Annotated in this window: 15 protein-coding genes; 8 read left to right on the top strand and 7 right to left on the bottom strand. The window is 54.3% G+C overall.

Annotation, left to right across the window (positions count from 1 at the left end):
• Positions 1-37: 37 nt before the first annotated feature.
• The 3 genes from ACKI61_RS02370 to ACKI61_RS02360 all read left to right on the top strand — a co-directional run bounded on the left by ACKI61_RS02370 (position 38) and on the right by ACKI61_RS02360 (position 6153).
• Complete coding sequence (locus ACKI61_RS02370; protein WP_407456210.1) at positions 38-2434, top strand: MAC/perforin domain-containing protein; 2397 nt, start codon at positions 38-40, stop codon at positions 2432-2434.
• Between the two features lie 272 nt (positions 2435-2706).
• Positions 2707-5172 (top strand): MAC/perforin domain-containing protein, encoded by a 2466-nt coding sequence (locus ACKI61_RS02365; protein WP_407456209.1) that lies wholly within the window; start codon positions 2707-2709, stop codon positions 5170-5172.
• 39 nt (positions 5173-5211) lie between these two features.
• Positions 5212-6153: a C13 family peptidase gene (locus tag ACKI61_RS02360; protein WP_407456208.1), complete on the top strand. Its 942-nt coding sequence runs from the start codon at positions 5212-5214 to the stop codon at positions 6151-6153.
• Between the two features lie 60 nt (positions 6154-6213).
• On the opposite strand, the gene ACKI61_RS02355 is transcribed toward ACKI61_RS02360, so the two are convergent.
• On the bottom strand, positions 6214-6528 hold the full coding sequence (locus tag ACKI61_RS02355) for a hypothetical protein (RefSeq protein WP_407456207.1): 315 nt from the start codon (positions 6526-6528) through the stop codon (positions 6214-6216).
• A gap of 283 nt (positions 6529-6811) precedes the next feature.
• On the opposite strand from ACKI61_RS02355, the gene pgi reads away from it, so the two are divergent.
• Positions 6812-8476: a glucose-6-phosphate isomerase gene (gene pgi / locus ACKI61_RS02350; protein ID WP_407456206.1), complete on the top strand. Its 1665-nt coding sequence runs from the start codon at positions 6812-6814 to the stop codon at positions 8474-8476.
• A 399-nt stretch (positions 8477-8875) separates the two neighbouring features.
• Here pgi and ACKI61_RS02345 read toward each other — a convergent pair whose 3' ends face one another.
• The 3 genes from ACKI61_RS02345 to ACKI61_RS02335 all read right to left on the bottom strand — a co-directional run bounded on the left by ACKI61_RS02345 (position 8876) and on the right by ACKI61_RS02335 (position 12517).
• Entirely contained in the window at positions 8876-9802 is a 927-nt protein-coding gene (locus tag ACKI61_RS02345) for a hypothetical protein (protein WP_407456205.1), read from the bottom strand.
• A 110-nt stretch (positions 9803-9912) separates the two neighbouring features.
• Complete coding sequence (locus tag ACKI61_RS02340) at positions 9913-11073, bottom strand: iron-containing alcohol dehydrogenase (RefSeq protein WP_407456204.1); 1161 nt, start codon at positions 11071-11073, stop codon at positions 9913-9915.
• Positions 11074-11233: 160 nt separating this feature from the next.
• Positions 11234-12517, bottom strand: coding sequence for an O-acetylhomoserine aminocarboxypropyltransferase/cysteine synthase family protein (locus tag ACKI61_RS02335; RefSeq protein WP_407456203.1), 1284 nt, complete (start codon positions 12515-12517; stop codon positions 11234-11236).
• 420 nt (positions 12518-12937) lie between these two features.
• Between ACKI61_RS02335 and ACKI61_RS02330 the strand changes: the two genes are divergently transcribed.
• Entirely contained in the window at positions 12938-15046 is a 2109-nt protein-coding gene (locus tag ACKI61_RS02330; protein ID WP_407456202.1) for a glycosyl hydrolase, read from the top strand.
• A gap of 16 nt (positions 15047-15062) precedes the next feature.
• On the top strand, positions 15063-16424 hold the full coding sequence (locus ACKI61_RS02325) for a sodium:solute symporter (protein WP_407456201.1): 1362 nt from the start codon (positions 15063-15065) through the stop codon (positions 16422-16424).
• Positions 16425-16536: 112 nt separating this feature from the next.
• On the opposite strand, the gene ACKI61_RS02320 is transcribed toward ACKI61_RS02325, so the two are convergent.
• Together ACKI61_RS02320 and ACKI61_RS02315 are read right to left on the bottom strand one after the other, a co-directional pair.
• Positions 16537-17160 (bottom strand): M48 family metalloprotease, encoded by a 624-nt coding sequence (locus ACKI61_RS02320; protein ID WP_407456200.1) that lies wholly within the window; start codon positions 17158-17160, stop codon positions 16537-16539.
• Positions 17157-19034 carry a DUF4954 family protein gene (locus ACKI61_RS02315; protein WP_407456199.1) on the bottom strand — a complete coding sequence of 626 codons (1878 nt, stop codon included), beginning with the start codon at positions 19032-19034 and terminating at the stop codon, positions 17157-17159. Before ACKI61_RS02315 ends, ACKI61_RS02320 begins: the two co-directional genes overlap by 4 nt.
• A 28-nt stretch (positions 19035-19062) precedes the next feature.
• On the opposite strand from ACKI61_RS02315, the gene ACKI61_RS02310 reads away from it, so the two are divergent.
• Together ACKI61_RS02310 and ACKI61_RS02305 are read left to right on the top strand one after the other, a co-directional pair.
• Entirely contained in the window at positions 19063-19533 is a 471-nt protein-coding gene (locus ACKI61_RS02310) for a hypothetical protein (RefSeq protein ID WP_407456198.1), read from the top strand.
• A gap of 3 nt (positions 19534-19536) precedes the next feature.
• Positions 19537-20844: a glycosyltransferase gene (locus tag ACKI61_RS02305; protein WP_407456197.1), complete on the top strand. Its 1308-nt coding sequence runs from the start codon at positions 19537-19539 to the stop codon at positions 20842-20844.
• Here the strand turns inward: ACKI61_RS02305 and ACKI61_RS02300 are convergent.
• Positions 20798-21994, bottom strand: a complete 1197-nt coding sequence (locus tag ACKI61_RS02300) for a metallophosphoesterase (protein ID WP_407456196.1) — start codon at positions 21992-21994, stop codon at positions 20798-20800. The genes ACKI61_RS02305 and ACKI61_RS02300 overlap by 47 nt on opposite strands.
• Positions 21995-22039 lie beyond the last annotated feature (45 nt).

The following is a 22039-nucleotide window of genomic DNA, read 5'->3' as shown; positions in this document are numbered from 1 at the left end:
AACAGAAAACAAAAAACCTTCAACAGAGGATTTCACCATGTTTACTTCAACCTATTCTAACAAGCAGAACGCCATTGCAAGATTCGCAACGACATCCATCGCATCCCTCCTGGTTTCGGGAGTCATGATTCTCACCACCGGATGCTCCGATGACTCCAGCTCCCCCGCCGGAGCCGCAACCGACATTTCCAAGTCTGACGACGTCGACGCCATGGTCTTCGAGATGCAGGACGGCACCTACGAACTGAACATCACCGCCGAGGGTCCCTGGCACATCGAGGACAGCACCCACTTCGTCCAGTCCATCAGCCAGACCGAGGGCACGGGCCCCGCGACGGTCGAGCTCAAGGTTCTCACCAACGACCTGGACGAACGCCTTGAAGGCAACCTTTTCATCGTGTCCGACGACCCGAACCAGGACAGGACCATCAAGTGCGTGCAGAAGTACTACGGTGACTACGGCGAAAACGCTCCTTCCGACATCGGCAAGAGCAACAAGATCTACGCCGTGGGCTACGGCTACAACGCCATTACCGGCGCCTACGCCGACCACAGCAGCCTGAAGGCGGAAATCTTCAACACGAAGAGCCTCATCGAGGAATTCAACGGCATCACGCTGAGCCCGACCTCGGTCGACTACCACGAAAAGACCTTCACCGGTTCGACCATCGCCGACATCAGCTACGAATTGGGCAGCCGCGTGGGCGTGAGCGGAAAGATCGCCAAGTTCGAGACCGAGATGAAGTCCTCCTACGACCTGAAGGTGGCCGCCCAGGACACCTTCGAGTTCGCCATGACCTACCTCAACATGGTCACGCAGACCGTCGGGCTCGATATCGGCGTTGACGACATCAAGAGCGACCCTGAAAACTTCATGAAAAAATCGGCCTACGACGCCATCAACGGCCTCAACAAGAACTACAAGACCAGCAACGAGGGCTTCAAGAAGTTGATCCGTACCTACGGCACCCACGTCGTGGTGGGCGCAGCACTCGGTGGACGCATCCGCCAGTCCATGACGGCCAACGTTGCAAACATCAGCACGCAGTTCGACATGAAGACCTTCGCGAGGGCGGCCTACAGCGGCGCCATCGCAAAGACGAAAGACACGGTCGACTCCAAGCTGAGCATGAGCCTGAAGGCGAACCTCGAAAACATGGATATCAAGGTAAACGTGAAGGGTGGCGACAACCTCCTGGCCGTCAAGCTGACCGACTCCAAGATCCTGAATCCCGAGGACATCAAGAACTGGAAGGAATCTGTCACCAAGACCGAAAACGCTTCCTTCATTGATCTCGCCGGTGACGGCGTGCTGCCGATCTACGAGCTCATCGACGAGGACCTCGGCCCCGAAGCGAAGGAACGCAAGCAGAAGCTCAAAGATTACATGGAAGGCAAGGACGTGATTGCCGACTTCAGCACCTACGAATGCGGCACCGTGACCGTGATCGATGTTCCGAAGATCGAGGACAAGGAAAACAACACGCTCGTGAAGGACATCTACTCCAGCGGACAGCTCATCGCAAAGGCCGTGCTCGAATACATCCCGAACCAGAACTACAAGGAAAAGATCATGGTGATCTACCCGGTCATCAACAACAAGGTCCGTTTCAACATGGGATTCTTCATTGGCGACAAGACCCACAAGCCCGCCCGCGTCAGCTGGGACGGAACCGACGTGGCCATCATCGAAGACGCCGACCTCGACTTTGGCGCGGTAAACAAGCTCTACATCCGCGGATCCTCCGTCATGGCTGAAGCCCCGAACGGCACCACGCCTCTCGCAGGCCGCATAGAGGATTCCTACCTGAAAGCACAAAAATACTTCGGGAAAATAGCACCACCGTACAAGGTGATTTCTTCGGTCAACGTCGACTACAAGTACCCGCTGGTCAAGGTATTCAACCACATCTGGACCCGCGAGAACTACTCGACCACAGTCGACAAGTACGGAAACCCGATGATCACTGGCGCCAAGAATTCGGATAATAAGAACAGTAAAGTGGGCGTTTACCATGAAACAACGATAAAAGACCCGACGACCGACCAATACAACATCAATCTTATGTTCCGCAACTACATCGCGTTGAGGGACTACGCCCCCGCAGGTTGGAGAATCCCCGATACCACGGCGTTCAAGGAAATTGCGAACAAGCTCGAAGCTAACGGATTTACAAAGATCACCAACGCCATGCTCAGCAAGAAGGACTGCCGGGCCGCCGGAGAATCAAGCGATTGCGGTCTGCTGGGACTGGATCTAAACACACTCGACGTGTCTTACGTGCCTTCGAATCTCACTTACTTGCAATATGCAACCAATTCAAGTAAAGCGGTTCTATACGCGTTGGTTGGGGGCAGCACCGTCAAATACAGAAATGTCGAAACAGACAAAAACATGGTCACTGATGTATACGTCCGTCTGATCCAGAACTAACCAAGAACAAGGCAACATAAACAAACCGCCCCAGACAAATGTCTGGGGCTTGTTTTTTAGGCAAGAAAACATTCCATCCTTACAAAAGTTCATAGATCTCCTCACCGACACAAAAGCTCCGCTGCAAAACAGCGGAACTTTTTAGTTTATACGCACCGCATTTCTTTTAATAGAAATAATTGATTATTTTAATGAAAATTATGCATTTGATTTTATGATTTTTCATAGGTATATTATAGTCGTAAAACTATGTTCAAAGAAGAGGTTCGCTTATGCTTTTCGATAGATTATTTGGCGGATTCAGCCTATTAACAGCATCTGCCCTTATTGTCGCCTGCAGCAACTTCGCAGAAACCGAAGACAGCTCGGTCGCGCTATCCGCCACTGTCCGCAACGACACGCTCTGGGTTGGTATTCAGGACAGTACCTACAAAATCGACATCTCGACCGATGGCGACTGGAAAATCGTCAACGAGACCGACTTCGCAAGTGTCAGCGAAGAATCCGGGACAGGGAACGCTACGGTCGATCTCGACGTTCTCTACAACGACTACGACCTGAGCCGCTACGGCAAAGTAACGGTGCAGCTCCCCGACGGAGAACGGACCATTGTCGTCGCCCAGCAGGGCCATGCCGACCTGGACGAAAACGACGCGAGTTCCATCGAATCGACCAACAAGATCTTTGCCGTGGGCTATAGCTACGACGCCATCAAGGGAGGCTACGCCGAACACAACTCCATAAAAAAGGAAATCTTCGACACCAAGAAGCTGATCGAGTCGGGCATATTCTCCGTGGGATCCCCGAACATCAACTATACCGAAAAGTCGTTCACGGGGATAACGGTCGCCGAAGTCGGCTACAAGATGGCCCAAAGCATGGGCATCGCAGGGAAGCAGGACAATTTCCAGGCCGAGATCGAGAACTCGCTCAACCTGGAAGTTTCCGCCAACACTTCCTACGAATTCGCGCTCGCCTACATCAACATGGGAATTGTGGACATCTCGAGCGAAATTTCACTTGACGAGCTCAAGGAAGACTACATGATTCCCTATGTCAAGAAGGACATCAACGGGCTCTCCGACGCCTACTCCAGCAAGAACAAGAACTGGAAGCGCGACCTAGTGCGCGATTACGGCAGCCACGTCGTCTTGAAATCGACCCTGGGCGGGCGAATCCGCTTTGCCATGAGCGCAAACACCGCCAATATCAAAGGCAGCATGGACATGAACCAGATGTCCACGGCGGCACTCAAGTCGGGCGACGCCAGTGCCACCGACACGGCATCCCAAAAGCTGGTGGCATCGCTCAAGCAGAACCTTGCCGCAGCCAACCTGAAAGTCAAAGTCGAAGGCGGCCGCGAGAGCAAGGCAAGAATCGCCGCCGAGGACGGACTCCCCGACAAGAGCGCCATTCAGGACTGGAAAAAGGAACTACTCGGATATAGGGAAAATATTTACGACGATGTGTCATACCACTTCAAGAACTGCAACCCTAACCCCCGGATTAACGACAACGATCGCAGAAATAAATATCTGCAGTTCAAACCCGAAAATAATAAGAAGGACGAGTGCAAGATTGTCGAAGTAAAGCAAACAGTGCATGAATGGATCCAAGAAATCCATTACGACGAACTGTCGCTGGTCGATTTCCCGCAAGAAGGCCTGGAGCCCATCTACGAGCTGATTGACCGCAGCCTCACGCTGGAACATGACGGCGTCGACGGCGAGGCCCGTTACCGCGAACTCAAGGCCTATTTCGAAGGTAACGAGATCGTTTCGGATTTCCGGTCGAAATTCGACAACGGCGCTGTGGCAGAAATCGCCTTGCCCAAGTATGTTGAAAGCGACACGGAGACGCTCATCTACGACGTGTTCCTGGGCGGGCAGCTCACGGCCAAGGTCGTCCAGGAATTCATTCCGGAACTGAGCACCAAGAACCGCGTGACGGTGGTGTACCCGGTACAGAACAACAAGATGAACCTGAAGAAGGGCTACTTTGTCGGAGACGCCACCCACCGCCCCGCAAGGGTATCCTGGAACGGTTCCAACGTCACCTTGACCGAAGACTCGCAGAACAACGCGGGCGAACCGAAAAAAGTCTACATTCGCGGAACGGCAATCACTCTCGCGCCGCCGAAGGGTGCCACCGTCTTCAGCGGGAGCGTCGAAGGCGCATACCTGAAGGCGAAAAAGGCTACAGCCTATACATCCGGCGGCAATGGCAAAATCGACTACACCACCGATACGGACTACAAGTACCCGCTCGTCAAGATTTTCGACAAGATCTGGCTCCGCGAAAACTACATGAGTTCCCACGATAGGACAGGGAAAGCCCTCGATTCCAAGCAATGGCTGTGGACAAGCAGAACGCCCAATCCCCAAAAGCACGGCAAGGTTCTGTTCTTCAAGAAAGATGCCGCCCAGAACAAGAACTTTGCTCCGAAGGGCTGGCGCGTGGCGAAAAGCAGCGACTTCGAGCAGTTCAACAAGATTTTCGCCGCCAAGTCGATAGGATCTTCGGTGGCGGGGCTCAAGGCGGGCGGCGTCACAGGCTTCAACGGAGACTACAGTTCCAGACACCTTAACCACCCGGATTACGGAGAAAAGGAGATCAGCTTCAACATGGCCGACGACAAGTACATAACAATCGCCAATGGCGCAAGCGTCATCCGAATCGAAAATCACTCCGGCAAGAGCAACGACGTCTGGAGAAGCATCCGGCTCATCATGGAATAATTTATATTTCGGCCCGGGACCCATACCGGAGCCGATTTTTTGTTCAGGGAAAAATTTTTATTTGGAGCATTTCTATTAGTTTCGTTTTGGGGCTGTTCCCAGGACGAAACTTCTGTCGCACCTGGCGAAAACGAACCCGCGGAAATTGGCACATGCGTCGAAAACCTCGACACGGCCTTTTTCAGTCACTCCGCCGCGACATCGCACCCCGAACTTGGCGAACGCTGGGCGCTCCTGGTTGCAGGCTCTACGGGCTGGGGAAACTACCGCTACGAGGCCGATGTCTTTGAAATGTACCAGAAGCTCAAGGAGTACGGCTACGACGACGACCACATCGTGCTTATTGCCGAAAACGATATCGCCTACAACGTCCACAATAGTGAACCGGGAATCTTGAGGACAAGCCCCGACGGAAAAAATGTATACGATTCCAGCGCCATCGACTACAGCCTGAGCGAACTCTCCGCGATAGACTTGGGCAATATATTGAAAGGGAACAAGAGCAGCCGCCTACCGCAGGTGATTGGCGCAAGCTCCGAAGATAACATCCTCATTTACTGGAGCAGCCACGGCACGCAGGGGAATCTCGAATTCGGCAATACCGAAATCGCCTATGGACAGATGGCAGAAATCTTGAAGGATACACCCCACCGTAAGATGATGTTTGTTCTGGAAGCCTGCTACTCCGGCGGAATGGGCGAAGCGGGCGTCGGGATTCCGGGCGTTGTCTACCTGACGGCGGCCGACCCCGACGAAACAAGCCACGCGACCGAAAAAGACGACAATCTCGGCGTTTTCCGGACCAACAGCTTCACGCAGGGCTTCCAGGAAATCATCGGCAATGCCCCAAACGTTTCCTTGCGGGACATGTACCTAGACCTTGTCTGTATGGTCAAGGACTCCCATGTGCGCCTGTATAATACGGAAAATTACGGCAGCGTCTACACGGAAGATTTGAGCGAGTTCTTCGCCTCTCCATAGACGTAAAAAGCCCCGCGAAGCGGGGCTGCGTCATTCAACAAGGAGAGAGAGGGGCATAAACTAGATGAAAATATATTCGTCGCCCGAGTTTTCCGTATAGCGAGGCCTCAAGGTCATATACATGTCTGATCCGACGTCATCCGGATCGGAGGCGTACATGCCGCCGAAGGCTTCCGGCTCGTTTGCTGCAGCGTCATAGTCCTCTTCTTTGGATACTACCGTTTCTTCAGAAGCGGCCTCGTCCATGCACCATACCGAACGGGAGATGCAGGGGTCGGTCAGGTAGGCGCTTTCGTCATCGGTAACGGGCGGGTAGGCGTAGGCGGAAACAGCGGCGATGGCGATAAAGGCGATTGCGTAGATAACGGTTTTCACGATGCGCTCCTTTTCAAAAGGTTCAATCTTTTCTCGTTTACATCTATAATATACCCACGCAAATCCATAAAATCAAATGCATAATTTTAATTGAAATTATAAATTATCTTGATGAATTAGTAAGACGCGACCACTAAGCTGCGGCTAGAGCGAAGTCCGCAAGCATAATTCGCAAAAAGAGATTGTTTTCGCCATAATCCTAATCACAAGCCACTAACCACCAACCACTATTTTCTATTTTTACTCTCGCAACAAATAACCGCGCAGCGGAAAGGATTAATCTATGTCGAAACTGACTGATTCTCAGGAATGGAAGGCCCTTGAGGCCCACGCCGAAGTCGCCAAGACCTGGCACATGAAGGAACTCTTCGCAAAGGACCCGGCTCGCGCCGAAAAGTTCAGCGCCGAAGCCTGCGGCCTCTTCCTGGACTACTCCAAGAACATCATCACCGACGAAACCATGGCCAAGCTCCAGGACCTCCTGAAGTCTGCCGGTTTCGAAGACATGCGCCGTAAGTACTTTGCTGGCGAAAAGATTAACACCACCGAAAAGCGCGCCGTGCTCCACACCGCTCTGCGCTACAAGGGCAACGATCCGATTTGCGTCGACGGCAAGGACGTGATGCCCGAAGTTCGCGCCGTGCTCAAGCACATGGAAGAATTCACGAAGCTCGTGCGTACCGGCAAGTGGAAGGGCCACACCGGCAAGTCCATCAAGTACGTGGTGAACATCGGTATCGGCGGTTCCGACCTCGGTCCGGTGATGGTGACCGAAGCATTGAAGCCGTATGCCGACAAGCCGGCTGCTGGCGAATACTCTCCGGAAGTCTACTTCGTTTCTAACATCGACGGCACCCACATGGCCGAAACCCTCAAGAAGGTGAACATCGAAGAAACGCTCTTCATCGTTGCTTCCAAGACCTTCACCACTCTTGAAACCATGACCAACGCCGAAACCGCCAAGGCTGCCGTTCTCAAGGCTTTTGGTGGCGACGAAAAGTCCATCGCCAAGCACTTCGTGGCGCTCTCCACCAACACCGAAGCCGTGTCCGCCTTCGGTATCGACACCGCCAACATGTTCGAATTCTGGAACTGGGTGGGTGGCCGTTACTCCCTGTGGTCTGCCATCGGTCTTTCGATCGCTCTCCGCATCGGTTTCGACAACTACATGAAGCTCCACCAGGGCGCCTACGAAATGGATCAGCATTTCAAGACCGCTCCAGTCGACAAGAACCTGCCCGTCATCCTCGCCCTCATCGGCGTTTGGTACAACAACTTCTTCGGTGCTTCCAGCTACGCTATGCTCCCGTACGACCAGTACCTGCACCGCCTTGCCGCCTACTTCCAGCAGGCCGACATGGAATCCAACGGCAAGACCGTTGACCGCGACTCCAAGCGCGTGAACTACCAGACGGGTCCGATCCTCTGGGGCGAACCGGGTACCAACGGCCAGCACGCCTTCTACCAGCTGATCCACCAGGGCACCAAGATGATTCCGTGCGACTTCATCGCCCCGGCAAACAGCCACAACAAGGTCGGCGACCATCACCAGAAGCTCCTCTCCAACTTCTTTGCACAGCCCGAAGCCTTGATGAACGGCAAGACCCTCGCCCAGGCCCAGGAAGAACTCCGCAAGGACGGCAAGAGCGAAGAAGAAATCGCCTTCCTCGCCCCGCACAAGGTGTTCGAAGGCAACAAGCCGACAAACTCCATCATGATGGACTACGTTTCTCCGGAAACGCTCGGCGCCCTCATCGCCATGTACGAACACAAGATCTTCACGCAGGGCGTAATCTGGAACATCAACAGCTACGACCAGTGGGGTGTTGAACTCGGCAAGCAGCTCGCCAAGAAGATCCTTCCGGAACTTGCCAAGGCCGATGCCGAACTGAACCACGACAGCTCCACCAACGGTCTTATCCGCTGGTACAAGGCCCACCAGAAGTAAGACGGCGCAGCGGGGTAAATCGCCCCGAGCCTAAAAATTAAAAAGGCCGCGACTTGAACGTCGCGGTCTTTTATTTGTTCTTTACCTAAGTCCGCTCGACCCAAGGTTTTGTCATAAACGAAAAGGACCAGGTCCTCATCTTCGGGAAACGGGCATTTCTTTTTCATAAGGGCTGCCTCATTAATTAACATTTACATTTCTTCAAGAAATGTAAAAATCAGGAAGCGCCCCGTTTCTCTCACCCACAGCTACGACTATTTTTTCTTAGCACGTTCCGCCTTGACGGTTTGTACGGCAGCATTCAGCTCATCCTTTTTAGCCTGCTCTTCTTCCTGTGAGCAACAAATGCTCCGTATAAACGGAGCATGGTTGCGAGAGTGAGCGCTATTCTATGATTTCTTATTTGCTTTGAGCGCGAACGGTCTCTGGTGTCGGCTTGGTATCTTCCAATAGGCGGTCGGCCCATTCGTCCCAGAAGCGGCAGCGTTCGCCGTCGAGCTTCATCTTTGCAAACTTGACCGGTTCGGTTTCTACGGCAAGCGTCACCACCGATTCCTTGTACGCCTGCGGAAGCCCCGCCACATGCGCCATACGCTGCTTGAGCTCGGCGACGGTCGCATCCAAGATGTCCACGTCAAAGCGGCGTTCAATGTAGCGGCGGGCAATGAAACCCAGCGACATGAAGTAGTCGCCCTGATTGCCTTCGGCAAGGTAGTTCCGTGCTCGCAGCTCCTTGAGCGCAAGCACCGCTTCTTCGTAGGGCGGGAGCCGCGGGGCAGCCCCCTTCTTTGCAAACTTCTTGTGGAGTACGGCACCAAGTAAAACGAGAAGCGCCACGCCGACGATAATCAGCACAATGTAGAGCCACTGCGGAAGACGCGGATCGTCGAGCGGATCTTCCACTTCCAATATGTCCGTCTCTTCGCCGGTAGTGCGGGTGGAGACCTTGACCGCCACGGGGTCGGTATTCGTCTTCACGGTGTCGGAGCCTACAACGGCGCTCACCTGCTGCGGGGCAATCAGAAAGTCACCGCTCACGAAGGTGTTTAGCGTTGCATTCCACACGAACTTCGCCGTACCCTTGGGCATGCCCTCTACCACCTTCTCGTTCTTCATTTCCTTGACTTCGAAGCTGCCCAGGTTACCGACAAAGCTCGGCAGGTCGACAATGGCGTTTTCGGGTGCTGTCACCTGGATTTCGTAGTTAAACATGTCGCCCACGAACACCTGGGCGTTATCGACATTTGCCTTGACCGAGACATCGAACGCGATGGCGGGAGCGGCAAGGAACAACCAGAGAGCGGCAGCCCAAAACAGGCCTGCCATAGAACGATTCGAATTAGACAAACTCAAAATCCGGGACATAAAAACCTCTTCGGGGAAGAATATACAAATTTTGTACACCGGAAGAGTAATGCCCAAATTTTGAGCTTAATTCAAAGTGCGACCTTCAAGATATCCTTGATTGCTGAGGCATCCAGCGGAACATAGTGACCGACCTTGCCGTTGCGCGTGGCACGGGCGGCCATCGCGTCAAAGTCCCTGTCGGTGATTTTGAGTTCCGTAAGCGTCGTCGCGAGTCCCAGCTTCTTGAAGAAAGCCGTGAGCTTTTCCGAAAGGATGTAAGCGCGTTCGGTTTCGCTGTAGTTGAACGAATCTACTCCGAAAACCCTGCTTGCCAAAAGCGCAAGCCTCCAGGGCTTTTTCTCGGCCATGTACTTTGTCCAAGCAACAGTCACCACCGCCATGCCTTCGCCGTGAGTGATGTTGTACTGCGCCGAAAGCTCATGCTCGATTCGGTGAGAGCCCCAGTCAGCGCGACGACCTGCATCCAAAAATCCGCCGTGAGCGACGCTCGCGAGCCACTGGATTTCTCCGCGGGCGTTCACGTCTTTCTGGTTGGCGATGAGCTTGTCTGCGTTCACGAGCAATGCACGAATCGCGCCTTCAATCAGGTAGTCCGTTGTGTCGGAATTTTTCTCGTCAGAGAAATAGCGTTCCAGCAAGTGCGAAAGTACGTCCGCAATTCCCACGAAAGTCTGGTATGCCGGCAGGCCCACCGTGTATTTCGGGTTCATGATGGCAAATTTCGGAATGATTCGGTCATCTTCAAAGCCGAGTTTCCATTCACCGCTCGAAAGAATCGCCGCATTAGAAGTTTCGGAACCGCTCGATGCCGTCGTTGCAATCACGCCAATCGGCAAAACCTGCTTGGGCGAGATGCCTTTTTCAAAGAAATCCCACACGTCGCCATCGTACGGAATGCCGAGTGCCACCGCCTTCGCGGTATCGATGGAGCTTCCGCCGCCGACGGCCAGGACGAAGTCTACCCCGTTTTCTTTGCCCTGCTTTACAAGTTCACGCACCAGGTCAATGGAAGGGTTCGGCACCACATTCCCGTTTTCGGAAAAACGAATCCCGAGTTCCTTGACAGCGTCCTTGATTACGTCATAAATGCCGAGCGTCTTGATAAAGTCGCCACTGTAAACGAGCTGAAGCGACTTCACGCTGTATGCGGCCAAAAGTTCACGCAGCTTTTCTTCGCTGTGTTCGCCAAAAACAATCTTTGCTGGATTATAATATTCGAAGTCTATCATGATGTACTCTCCTTGTAAACATCAATAAAAATAATCCCCGCCGCCAGCCGGAACCGTGGGCAAAGAATCCAGTACCAAACTCTCGAGCAGGACTAGAATCATCCTTACCTACGGCCCGCCTGCATGACGAACGAGGAATGTTGTTCACGCAATGGAACTTTTAGATAGCGGCGAAGCCGTTTTCCAAGTCAGCGATAATGTCTTCGTAATGTTCCGTACCGATAGACACGCGGATCGTTGCCGGGGTAATTTCGGCGGCAGCCAGTTCTTCCGGAGAAAGTTCGGCGTGCGTGGTGGTGTACGGGTGAATCACGAGGCTCTTCACGTCGGCGACGTTTGCAAGCAGGCTGAAAATTTTCAGGTTGTCAATGAACTTGAAGGCTTCTTCCTGACCGCCCTTGATGTCGAAGGTGAAAATGGAACCGCCGCCATTCGGGAAGTACTTCTTGTAAAGTTCGTGGTCCGGATGGTTCGGGAGGCTCGGATGGCTCACGCGGGTAACCTTCGGATGCTTGGTGAGGAACTCGATAACCTTCTTGGTGTTTTCCACATGGCGATCCAGGCGGAGAGAAAGCGTTTCGACACCCTGCAACAGGAGGAATGCGTTGAACGGAGAAATTGCAGCACCTTCGTCGCGGAGGAGAATCGTGCGAACGTAGATCACGTAAGCAGCGGCGCCCGTCGCGGTGAAAGGAATTCCGTAGCTCGGGTTCACTTCGGTGAACTGCGGGAACTTGCCGGATGCAGCCCAGTCGAACTTGCCGCCGTCCACGATGATGCCGCCGAGAGTCGTGCCATGGCCACCGATGAACTTGGTTGCGGAATGCACCACGATGTCGGCACCGTGTTCAATCGGGCGAATCAGGTACGGAGTACCGAAGGTGTTGTCGATGACCAGAGGAATCTTGTTCTTGTGGGCGATTTCGGAAATGGCTTCGATATCCGGGATGTCGGAATGCGGGTTGCCGAGCGTTTCGATAAAGATGAGCTTCGTGTTGCTCTTGACAGCAGCTTCGACACTCTTGAGGTCGTGGGTGTCAACGAAAGTCGTTTCGATACCGAAGTCGCGGAGCGTGTGCTGCAGCAGGTTGAAGGTACCGCCGTAAACCGTACGCTGTGCAACCACGTGGTCACCCTTGCGGGCGAGAGCCGTAATGGCGTAGGTAATGGCAGCTGCACCGGAAGCGACGGCGAGAGCGGCAACACCACCTTCGAGGGCAGCGATACGTTCTTCGAGCACACCCTGCGTAGAGTTGTTGATACGGCCATAGACGTTACCGGCGTCCTTCAGGGCGAAACGGTCAGCGGCATGCTGAGCGCTATGGAACACGTAGGAAGTGGTCTGGTAGATGGGAACTGCGCGAGAATCGGTTGTGGGGTCTGCGTGTTCCTGGCCAACGTGAACCTGGAGAGTTTCAAAATGGAGCTTGTTCTGTGTCGTCATGGTTAAAATTCCTTTTAGGTTGCAGCAAGCAACGGGGTTTTTCGCTGACCCTTGCTCACTAAATTTTTTTTGGGGTGTCCTTTCGGCTTATTTTTCTAACCTGCAAAGCCCTAAGGACAAAAGGCTTTCGGCTAGTTCGTTTTCAGAATGCCTCTCGGCATTCGACATTCACTACTCATAGGCGCTCCTTCGAATGCTTAGGAATCACAAACCATTTCGTTATTCCTACCAATCTTGTAGGATTTAAGATAGAATAAGATTTTCCCGTTGTCAAGGCATAGAGCGATACTATTTTACGTTAGCTAGTTATAAATAAAAACTATTAATCCGGTACGGGCGGGTCTCGATTGCCGTTCTTTAACATCAGGGACTTACAAGCACCGTAAATAAAGCTATTTTCACCGAAAAAGGATGTGTAAGATGAAAAAAATGATGACAGCTGCCCTTGCTGCAGCCACAATTGCATCTGCAGCAAGCATTACTGTTGACCCGACCGCAACCAAGCAAGAAATTGTCGGTTTCGGCGGCGGATCCGTTTACTACCAGAGCTGGATTACGGCACTTGCCGACAAAAATAAGCAAGCCCTTTTCGATACGGCCTTCACCGGATTGAACCTTTCCCTTTTGCGCGTGGGCAACTGGCTCCAGGCCGATACCGCCAAGGTTAGCCAAGACGACATCGAAATCGTACAGGCTGCAAAACAGCGCCTTGGCAATCACCTGAAAATTGAGATGTCCAGCTGGTCTGCACCGGGCAGCCTCAAGCCCAGCGGCAGCGTGAACGGCAAGGACGGTTCAAGTTCGGCCGCCAACTCCCTGAAAAAAGTCAGTGGCGACGCCTATGGTGCTTACGCCTACACGGACTTTGCCGCCTGGTGGAAAAAGAGTCTCGAAGCTTACAAAGCCGCAGGTATTGCACCTGACTATATCAGCATTCAGAACGAGCCGGATATGAACGCCGACTACGAAGAAACCTTGTTCACCCCCACCGAAACAGACACGGCGGCTGGTTACAAGCAAGCCTTAAATGCGGTCTATGACGCCGTAAAGGGCCAGACCAAGATTATTGGCCCCGAGCCGCTCGGTATTGGTTACAGCAACTTCCAGAAATACGCCAAGGAACTCGACGACAGCAAACTGGACGGCTACGCCTACCACCTGTATCACGCGGGTGACGGCAACGACAACTCCGGCAACAACTACCTCGCTCCCGAAAACTTCCGCAAGGCCATGAAGTCCATCGGTTCCACTTACGGCGGCAAGGGCAAGCCGATTATCATGACCGAATTCTGCAACATGCTCGACAAGACCCGCGAAGAAGACATGGTGGGCCTCGCCCACATTATGCAGGTCGGCTTTACCGACGGTCAACTCGGTGGTTACATCGCTTGGGAACTCTTCTGGGGCGAAGGCCGCGGCCAGCTGATTGGCGTGTGCGCCAAGAATTGGGGCAGCTGCAAGAATGATTCCATCGTCATTGGCCCCGAATACCACGCCATGCGTCACTACTCTAAGTTCGTGAACCCCGGCTGGAAAGCTGTTTCTGCCTCCACCACCGAAAACGACCTCAAGACGGTCGCCTTCGCAAGTGCCTCCGGCGACTCCATTTCTGTCGTCGTCGTGAACACCGGCAAGACCGCCATACAGCTTGACGCTCCGGCAATCAGCGGCATGAATGTCGCTACCGCCGTGCAGTCCAAGGAGAAGGGCTTCAAGAGCAAGAACATCACCATCGCCAGCTGCTACATGCTCCCCGCTCGTTCGGTGACGACACTCGTATTCACCAAGACCGCGGCCGCCTCGACCGTCGCCGTCTGCCAAGACGAAACCACCGACCCCAACTACTCTGAACCGGTCATTACCCCGTCTGCAGATGTCGTGATTATTGACTACTCCAAGACCACCGACGTTTCTACCTGGCAGGCCATAAGTGACGACCTCGGTACTGTCACCTACAACTCAGGCGCCCTCGATGGAGTTACCGGCTATGTCAGCGTACCGCTCGCCGGGTGCGAACAGGCCGATTGCGGCTACAAGAGCCAGCTCATGAACGTGAGCGACGCCGCGGCAGAGGCCATCGCGAATTGTAGCGAACTTGTAATTACCATGCGCAGCCAGGACAAATCCAACGCCTACGTGAATGTGGGCGGTGCCAATGGCGGCAGCTGGGTAGACTACCAGTACGGCCGCACCGCATCGGCCTCCACATGGAGCGAAACTACCGTGGACCTCGAAAAGGAAGGCGACAACGGCTCTACCGCACTCACCTTCAACAGCGACGCAAGCGGAATCTACATTGCAAAGATCGTGGCAACAGGTTGCACCACCACGGGGCTTGCAAAGATGCCGAAGTTTACCGCAAATGACCACCTCGCCCCGGCGAAAGTCTTCGACCTGAACGGAAACCTTGTGTGGAGCGGTCTCAAGGGAGCAGCCCTCAACGCCGATGGGACGCTGCGCCTCGAGCTTCGCCAGGGCATGTACATCGTGAAGACTAGTGCATCGACAGTGAAGGCGCTTAAGAAATAAATCAAAATCTTTCATCGTGAACACCGCACTCGTTCTTTACCTTGTTGTTCTCGCGCTGATTGCCGTGCGCAGTGCGCGGCGCGTTAGGGACATTCCCGATTTCTTCGTGGCGCGCAAGGGGGCATCGGCAAAGGCGGTGGCGGGGAGCCTTGTTGCAACGATTCTGGGCGGCTCGGCCGTGATCGGCGCGGTAGATTCCGGGGCAAGGCTCGGCGGGGCCGCAAGCTGGTTCATGCTGACGGGCGCGCTCGGGCTTCTTGCGCTCATTCCCTTTGCAGAGCGAGCATACAGTCACGGTAAATACGCGCTCCCCGACCTTGTCGAGAGCCTGTACGGCAACGGTCCGCGCCTTGTTGCATCGGTCGTGATTCCCGTCGCATGGACAGGTATCGTGGCCGCCCAAATTATCGCAGCGGCAAAGCTCCTGATGACATTCACCGACCTGAGCTACACGGCAGCGGCCATCATCTCGGCCGCCGTATTCACCTTGTATACATTGGCGGGCGGCCAGCTTTCCATTCTTCGCACCGACTTCATGCAAGCATGCCTTATCATATTGGGGCTTCTTCTTGTTGCAGGCTTCGCGATGTTCGGTGGCAATGCCCCAACGCGCCCCCTCTCCGAAATCCTGCAGTCGGCACCACCATTCCCGTTCAACGCGAACTTCAGCCCGCTCGACCTGTTCCTGCTGATTTTAACCTACGGCACCACCTACACGGCGGGCCCCGACATCTTTAGCCGCATGTTCTGCGCAAAAGACACCGCCACCGCGAAAAAGGCCATCGGCATGGCGGCCATCACGCTCATCCCCGTCGCCTTCATTATCGGTTTTCTCGCCGTGTACGGCGTCACGCTCGAAAATGTCCAAGGCGCCCATATCACGGCTATTGCAGACAAAGTATTACCCGGTTTCCTGATTCCCGTAATCGCCCTCGCCCTCCTGAGCGTCGTGCTTTCCAGCGCAGACACAACGCTCCTGAGCAGCTCCGTCATCATCTCCAGGCTCATGGGCCTAGGCCGCACGGAATCGGCTAGCGAAAAACACCCGCTCGCCAAGGCGCGCATCGTCATCTTGCTAAACGGAATCGTCGCGCTCCTGCTCGCACTCGTGTTCACTGACATCATCGGCACTCTGCTGCTTGCGCTCGCCGTCTACGCGGGAGCATTCACCGTGCCTATCCTGTGGGGACTTCTCGGACTCAAGGCAAAACCGAAGTTTGTCGCCGCGGCCATTGTCGCAGGCGGAATACTCGCGCTCGCGGGCAAGCTCTGCCCCGCGCTACCGGGAACCCTCGGCGCACACACAGGCGATATCCTGATGATAGCCGCTTTTATAGCCAATACGGCATGCCTTTTCATGGGACGAATCAAACAATAAAAACCAAATTCATATCTTTTGGGACATGGTCGTCTTCAAAAGGATTTTCTTTGCGGGGGTGTTTTTTTGCTGGGCGCATGCTCCAGCACCAGGATGAACTACGCAGATTCCATTACGATGGATGCCTATCCCGCCCCGAACTCGCAAGGAGCAAACCGCCACCTTCCCGAAAACACTTGTTTAAAATCCGATAGCTGCGATCGGCAGCCGTCGGGTGTTCGCGGTAAACCAAGGCAAACAGCTTAGTGTAAGGGATCTCGCTTTCTGCCAAGTTACGCATGGCGACCTTCGCCTTTTTCTTGCCGACTTTTTCGAAAGCGTAACGATCGGCATCGTATTCCTGGTACCAGCAGTACAGATGAAAAACCATGCGGAACGGAATCACCGCCAAGTGCAGCCACAGCACCGCCTCTACAACCGAAAGCGTCATGCTGCTGAGTAAAAAAGCAAAAGCCCATACCGCAAGCAACAAGAAGGCGACCTTCACCAAATTTCGCAAAACGGCGTGCCGCATGGTCGCGTGGCCTTCTTCGTGTTTTTGGACAAATTCACTATCAGCGGTGTCGCGGCGACTTTCCGGCAGCGGCACAATGTCATTCACCAAAGGAATCAGCCGAAGCACCGTAAATACGCCGCCGCGAATTCCCGTCCGGCGGCGTTCGCGAACTTCGAGCACCACCCTCGCTACAAGTTCAACAGCCAGGCATACGCCAAGCAGCAACCACGGAAAACTCATTCGAACCTGGTCACCTTTGCAATGGTCCCCAGGCGGCGCAGCTTTTCTTCGACGCGGGCCTTCTCCCATTCGGTAAAGCCGCGGTCAATGGGGTGAGCGTCATCGTAGTCGTCGAATATTTCGCGGCCGCGTTCGTTGTCCTTGTCAAGCCCATGCGTCACCCGTTCGAACCAGTCCTTTTCCAGCTGGCGGTAACGCTTCAACAATTCCTCGAAAGATTCCGGAAGACTCACCAGGCGCATTGCGTCCTTGTTCGTCTCGTTGGTGGCCAGGCGTCGCAGTTCCTTGACCGGCTGCGTCTGGAGACCGGTATCGTTCACGACAAGAGTAATAATCTGTTCCAGGGCATAGCGTTCCAGGTATTCGCGGTAGGTCCCTATCGCCTGTTGGCGCACGCGTTCGCGCATGAAGTTTTCGCCAAGGCCGTCGATGTGCTCCTTGGTGTAGATGTCACGGACATCGCTCACCTGCAAGCGCTGGTAGGCATCGCACACGTAGCGCACCGTATCGGGGTTGAAGATGCTGTAGAATGAAGACGGAATAACGCCCTTGCCGCGCAGCGAATACTTGTAGAGGTTGCGGTCCAGCGCATAGGCGTTCTTCGCGTAGTTCCAGCCCGGAACAATCTCGTTCAGGCGGGGCGGGACATTCATAAGCTGCGGGTCGCCCGGCTTGATCAGCGAGAACGGGAACTTGAGCCGCTGCGGAAGCGTGGTGAGCCCAGTCGCCACAAGCGTAAACGGCGATTCGCGGTAGTTCGCGGGGAACTTGATGTTCACGCCCAGGCCAAAGAACATCCCAAGGCCTGGCATCACTTCCTGGTCGGGCATTCGCCCGGTGTGGTTGCTACCCACATTGGCGCCATAGCCCAGGTTTCCACAGCCATCGGGCCAGAGCGCCGCAATCAAAAGCGAATGGTGGTGCATCTGCGTCATGGGTCCCATGTAGGAACTGTTCACTTCGCCTTCTTCGATGTGGCAGCACGGCGCAATAATCGAAGATTTCACGATCGCCTTGCAGGCCACCGTGGTGCGGCTCATGAGCACAGACCCTTGCACTTCGGCACCGGTATGAATCGTGACACCCTTCTGCACATTCGAATTTTCAAGAATCACGGAATCGTAGACGTGGCCCGGTTCTTCGAGCGAAGAAAGCACCACGGAGTTGCGGATCTTCTCGGCGCCCTCGATGCGGGCATGCGCGCCGATCCAGCTATTGCGAATGATGTTCGTATTACAGATGACGGCACCCTTACCCACAATACCGAACGGGAGCGCCATTTCTTCGCGGTAGGTCTTCAGCTGTTCTTCAAACGCGGCGGCAACTTCGGCATCGGCCTTGTGGAAAAGCTGAAGATCGACAAGGTCTGTACTAATCTCGGGGAACACGAGAACACGCCGTCCGCCCATCTCGTTGCCCACGTGCATCGCGTTGCCGATCATGTAGCTGATCTTTCCGCTGCTGACAATGGAACCCACGTTCTGCAACACCGAGGAGCTCCGCACAAGAATGTTGCTGAGCATCGCGACACGGTGCACCAGCGCGTTTTCGACGATGCAGTTATGCACAAGACTATCGTAAATGCCGGTCGGGAAGGACACATCGCCCGGCAACAGGAGCGTACCAAAAAAGCGGGGCAGGTAGACCGCGCCCATAAAAGAACTGCGGAATATGCGGTTCGGGTCGAAATCCGTCTCCACCATGACCTTGTTCCAGGATTCGGAACGGTTGCCGTTCTTTTCGAGAATCTGGATTTCGGCTTCGGTCAGCGAACGGTATTTGGATGTTCCCGAGAGAATTCCCTTGAAATTTTCGACGGAGGCCGCCAAAATACTGTTCTTAAGCACTTTTTTCAGTTTTAACAATCGCTGCATGGCATAAAAATAGCCTAAATTTGAGTCGATGATGAAAGAGCAGCTCTTTAATTTGATAAGAAAACACAAGTATAACATCTCTATCTACACCGAAGAGATCTTTGAACGCCGTTGTCAAGAAGAAATCATCCGAAGCGATGAAGACAATAGCTCGTTTGTATACCTGGAATTCGACTTTGAGGTGCTGCAGAAGGAAATGCCCGACATCGATACGCAGCTCCAGTTCTGGAACGTCTTCTTCGCGGCGCTCAACAACAGCAGCCGCGGAAGCGACATCGTCGGTTTCCTTGAACACGAATCCGGAATCGGCATGCTGCTCCTGGATTCCAAGCTTGACGGCTGGAACCGCGTCAGGGGCCGTATCGAGCAGAAGGGTTCTGTTCTCGGCTTCGAAGGCATCAAGGACATTCTCAAAAAGACCATCCGCCCCATTCTGTACCCGGCCTGCATCCAGGTGAACGACCCCGTTACCGCCCAGCCCGCAACAGCCACCGCATAAAAGATGGTCAAGAGAGTCCTCGTCATCGGATCCGTCTACCCGCGTTTCCACGAAGACGCCGAAGTTCCCTGGCTGCGCACATCCATCGCGCACCTTAAAAAGGCGGGCCTCGACATCCAGGTTTTGGCGCCTGCTTACAAAGGACTAAAGAGCCACGAAATCGACGGCATCAGGGTGAACCGTTTCCGCTACGCACCGGCCTCCTGGGAAATGCTCACGCACGAAGAAGGCGCCCCGAGCAAAATGGCAAACAAGCCCTGGCTGCAACTGCTCGCCATTCCCTACATCATCAGCGGGTTCTTCAAGTGCATCAAGATCTGCCGCAAGTTCAGGCCCGACATTATTCATGCGCATTGGCCGTTCCCCCACGCCTACATTGCGCTCGGTGCCGCTAAGTTGTTCAAAATTCCGCTGGTGCTGAATTTCCACGGGGCAGAGCTCCTGCTTATCCGCAAAAAGAAATGGGTCAAGCCGCTCCTTAAATTTGCAATCAGCCAGGCACAGGCCGTGTTTGCGAACTCGAGCTTTACCGCAGGTAAAATCAAGGCACTCCGCAATGTGGAAGTCGAGTGGAGCCCCTATGGAACAACCCTTGAAGTAAAAGAAGGGGGAAGTCTCCCCCTCGCTCCTGCCGCAAATGCGGCATTCACTACCCCCTCTAGCGGGGAAGTATCCCCGCAACGCCCCTCACCGCATCCCGTCCAGGGCAAATTCAAAATTTTATTCGTCGGGCGCCATATTGAACGCAAGGGCATTTGCTACTTGATTGAAGCGGCCAAGTACCTGCCGCGCGAAAGTTTCGAAATCCGAATCGTCGGCGTCGGCGATTTAACGGATGAATTGAAGAAACTGGCTGCGAACGTCATTGCGAGGAACGCAAGTGACGAAGCAATCCAAGGCGGCTCTGCCGCTCTACCTGCCGAAATCATCTTTACCGGCAAGCTTTCGCCCGAAGCGCTCGCAAGCGAATACAAGACTGCAAACGTCTTCACGCTCCCGGCGATTGTCGACAGCAAGGGCGACACCGAAGGCCTCGGCGTCGTACTCATCGAGGCCATGGAACTCGGCCTCCCGATTGTGGCAAGCAACGTGGGCGGAATCCCCGACGTGGTTATTGACGGCGTATCGGGAATCCTCGTTCCCGAAAAAGACCCCGAGGCCCTAGCAAATGCCTACAAGCGCCTCGCCGCCGACCCCGAGCTTGTAAAGCACCTGCTCGTGGGTTCCCAGAAGCGCATCGCCGAATGCTTCACCTGGGACGGCATCATTCAGCGCCAGATTGCTGTGTACGATCGGCTTCTTTCACCTTAAACTTGATGACCCATATTTCGGAGTCGCTCCCTACGCGTACAGGCGGGCCCCAACAATCAAAGCCGGAGCTCACGAGCCAAAGCACGCCGCCGAGCGCCCCCTTGCCGTAGGCAAGTTTCCATACATAGTCGATAATGAAAGTCACGGGGAAGAACTGCCCGTCATGCGTGTGGCCCGAAAGGGCAAAGTCCGGGAGCCTGCCGGTATGCGTCTTTTCGATTCCCTTGGGCTGATGATCCAACAGAATCCAGGGGCGATTCACGACCACGGTATCGTAGACGGTAGTGTCCAAGGCAACGGAATCGGCGGCCCGCTCGACAAGCTTTACGGTGTCGGGGGCAAGTTCTGCCAGCGGCTTGCGTTCGGTATTCCTGCTGCGGGCGACCGTAAAGTCGGTGCGGCCCGTAAAGCAGACACCGCCGAGGCATGCGGTAGAGTCGTCGAGCACCACAAAGCCCACCTTGCGCATCCATTCTTCGGGACTATTGCCCGAACGCGCCATGAACGCCTCGTGATTCCCGTTAATGGCGACCGCCGCCACCTTAGCGCCAGCGGTCAGCTTCTTGAACAAACTATCGTAACCCGCGCTATCCATTGCTCCGGTAGAAATATCGGCAAGGTCACCGCCGAACAGCAAGTAGTCGGGCTTGATAGAATCGACTTGTGCAATAAAGCGTTCAAGCTTCTGGGCGTTGAACAGCGGGTCTACATGAATGTCGCTAAAGAATACCGCGCTAAAGCCTTCGGTGTATCGGTCCGCCAGTTCGACCGTGAGCAGGTTCATTTTATATTCGTCATTGTGCTGCATGCCGTAGCCAATGAACATAAATGCCACGGCCATCGAAATTCCAAGCAGGTAGCGGCCCACGCGGCGCACCAGGCGGTGACTCAGGTGGTGCGGCTGCGTAAAGTGGTAGCCGATCCTGTAAAGGGTCCATGGAATGTAAAGAAGGAGTGAATTCGGGAGCCAAACTGCAAAAAATGCGACAATGCAGCTTCCTATAAGCGTAGAGCGCAGGAACATGCCCAAAAAGAGCAAAACCAGCACGGCTGCACCAATAATTTTACCCATTTTGCCCTTGGCTACACTACTTACATTAATATAAATCAGCACAAGGCCAATGAGCAGTATCAATAGGAACGCAATCATGATTCAATAATAGCAAAACTTTTTTTAGTTTAACTATATTTGCCC

It is taken from the genome of Fibrobacter sp., assembly GCF_045601785.1.
Lineage (GTDB): Bacteria > Fibrobacterota > Fibrobacteria > Fibrobacterales > Fibrobacteraceae > Fibrobacter.
This window is presented reverse-complemented; position numbering and strand designations above follow the sequence as displayed.

What these genes read in the sequence shown, in the direction of transcription:
- ACKI61_RS02370 (WP_407456210.1), top strand. Translation starts at nt 38, where the DNA reads ATGTTTACTTCAACCTATTCTAACAAGCAGAACGCCATTGCAAGATTC.
- ACKI61_RS02365 (WP_407456209.1), top strand. Translation starts at nt 2,707, where the DNA reads ATGCTTTTCGATAGATTATTTGGCGGATTCAGCCTATTAACAGCATCT.
- pgi (WP_407456206.1), top strand. Translation starts at nt 6,812, where the DNA reads ATGTCGAAACTGACTGATTCTCAGGAATGGAAGGCCCTTGAGGCCCAC.
- ACKI61_RS02345 (WP_407456205.1), bottom strand. Translation starts at nt 9,802, where the DNA reads ATGGCAGGCCTGTTTTGGGCTGCCGCTCTCTGGTTGTTCCTTGCCGCT.
- ACKI61_RS02340 (WP_407456204.1), bottom strand. Translation starts at nt 11,073, where the DNA reads ATGATAGACTTCGAATATTATAATCCAGCAAAGATTGTTTTTGGCGAA.
- ACKI61_RS02335 (WP_407456203.1), bottom strand. Translation starts at nt 12,517, where the DNA reads ATGACGACACAGAACAAGCTCCATTTTGAAACTCTCCAGGTTCACGTT.
- ACKI61_RS02330 (WP_407456202.1), top strand. Translation starts at nt 12,938, where the DNA reads ATGAAAAAAATGATGACAGCTGCCCTTGCTGCAGCCACAATTGCATCT.
- ACKI61_RS02320 (WP_407456200.1), bottom strand. Translation starts at nt 17,160, where the DNA reads ATGAGTTTTCCGTGGTTGCTGCTTGGCGTATGCCTGGCTGTTGAACTT.
- ACKI61_RS02315 (WP_407456199.1), bottom strand. Translation starts at nt 19,034, where the DNA reads ATGCAGCGATTGTTAAAACTGAAAAAAGTGCTTAAGAACAGTATTTTG.
- ACKI61_RS02310 (WP_407456198.1), top strand. Translation starts at nt 19,063, where the DNA reads ATGATGAAAGAGCAGCTCTTTAATTTGATAAGAAAACACAAGTATAAC.
- ACKI61_RS02305 (WP_407456197.1), top strand. Translation starts at nt 19,537, where the DNA reads ATGGTCAAGAGAGTCCTCGTCATCGGATCCGTCTACCCGCGTTTCCAC.
- ACKI61_RS02300 (WP_407456196.1), bottom strand. Translation starts at nt 21,994, where the DNA reads ATGATTGCGTTCCTATTGATACTGCTCATTGGCCTTGTGCTGATTTAT.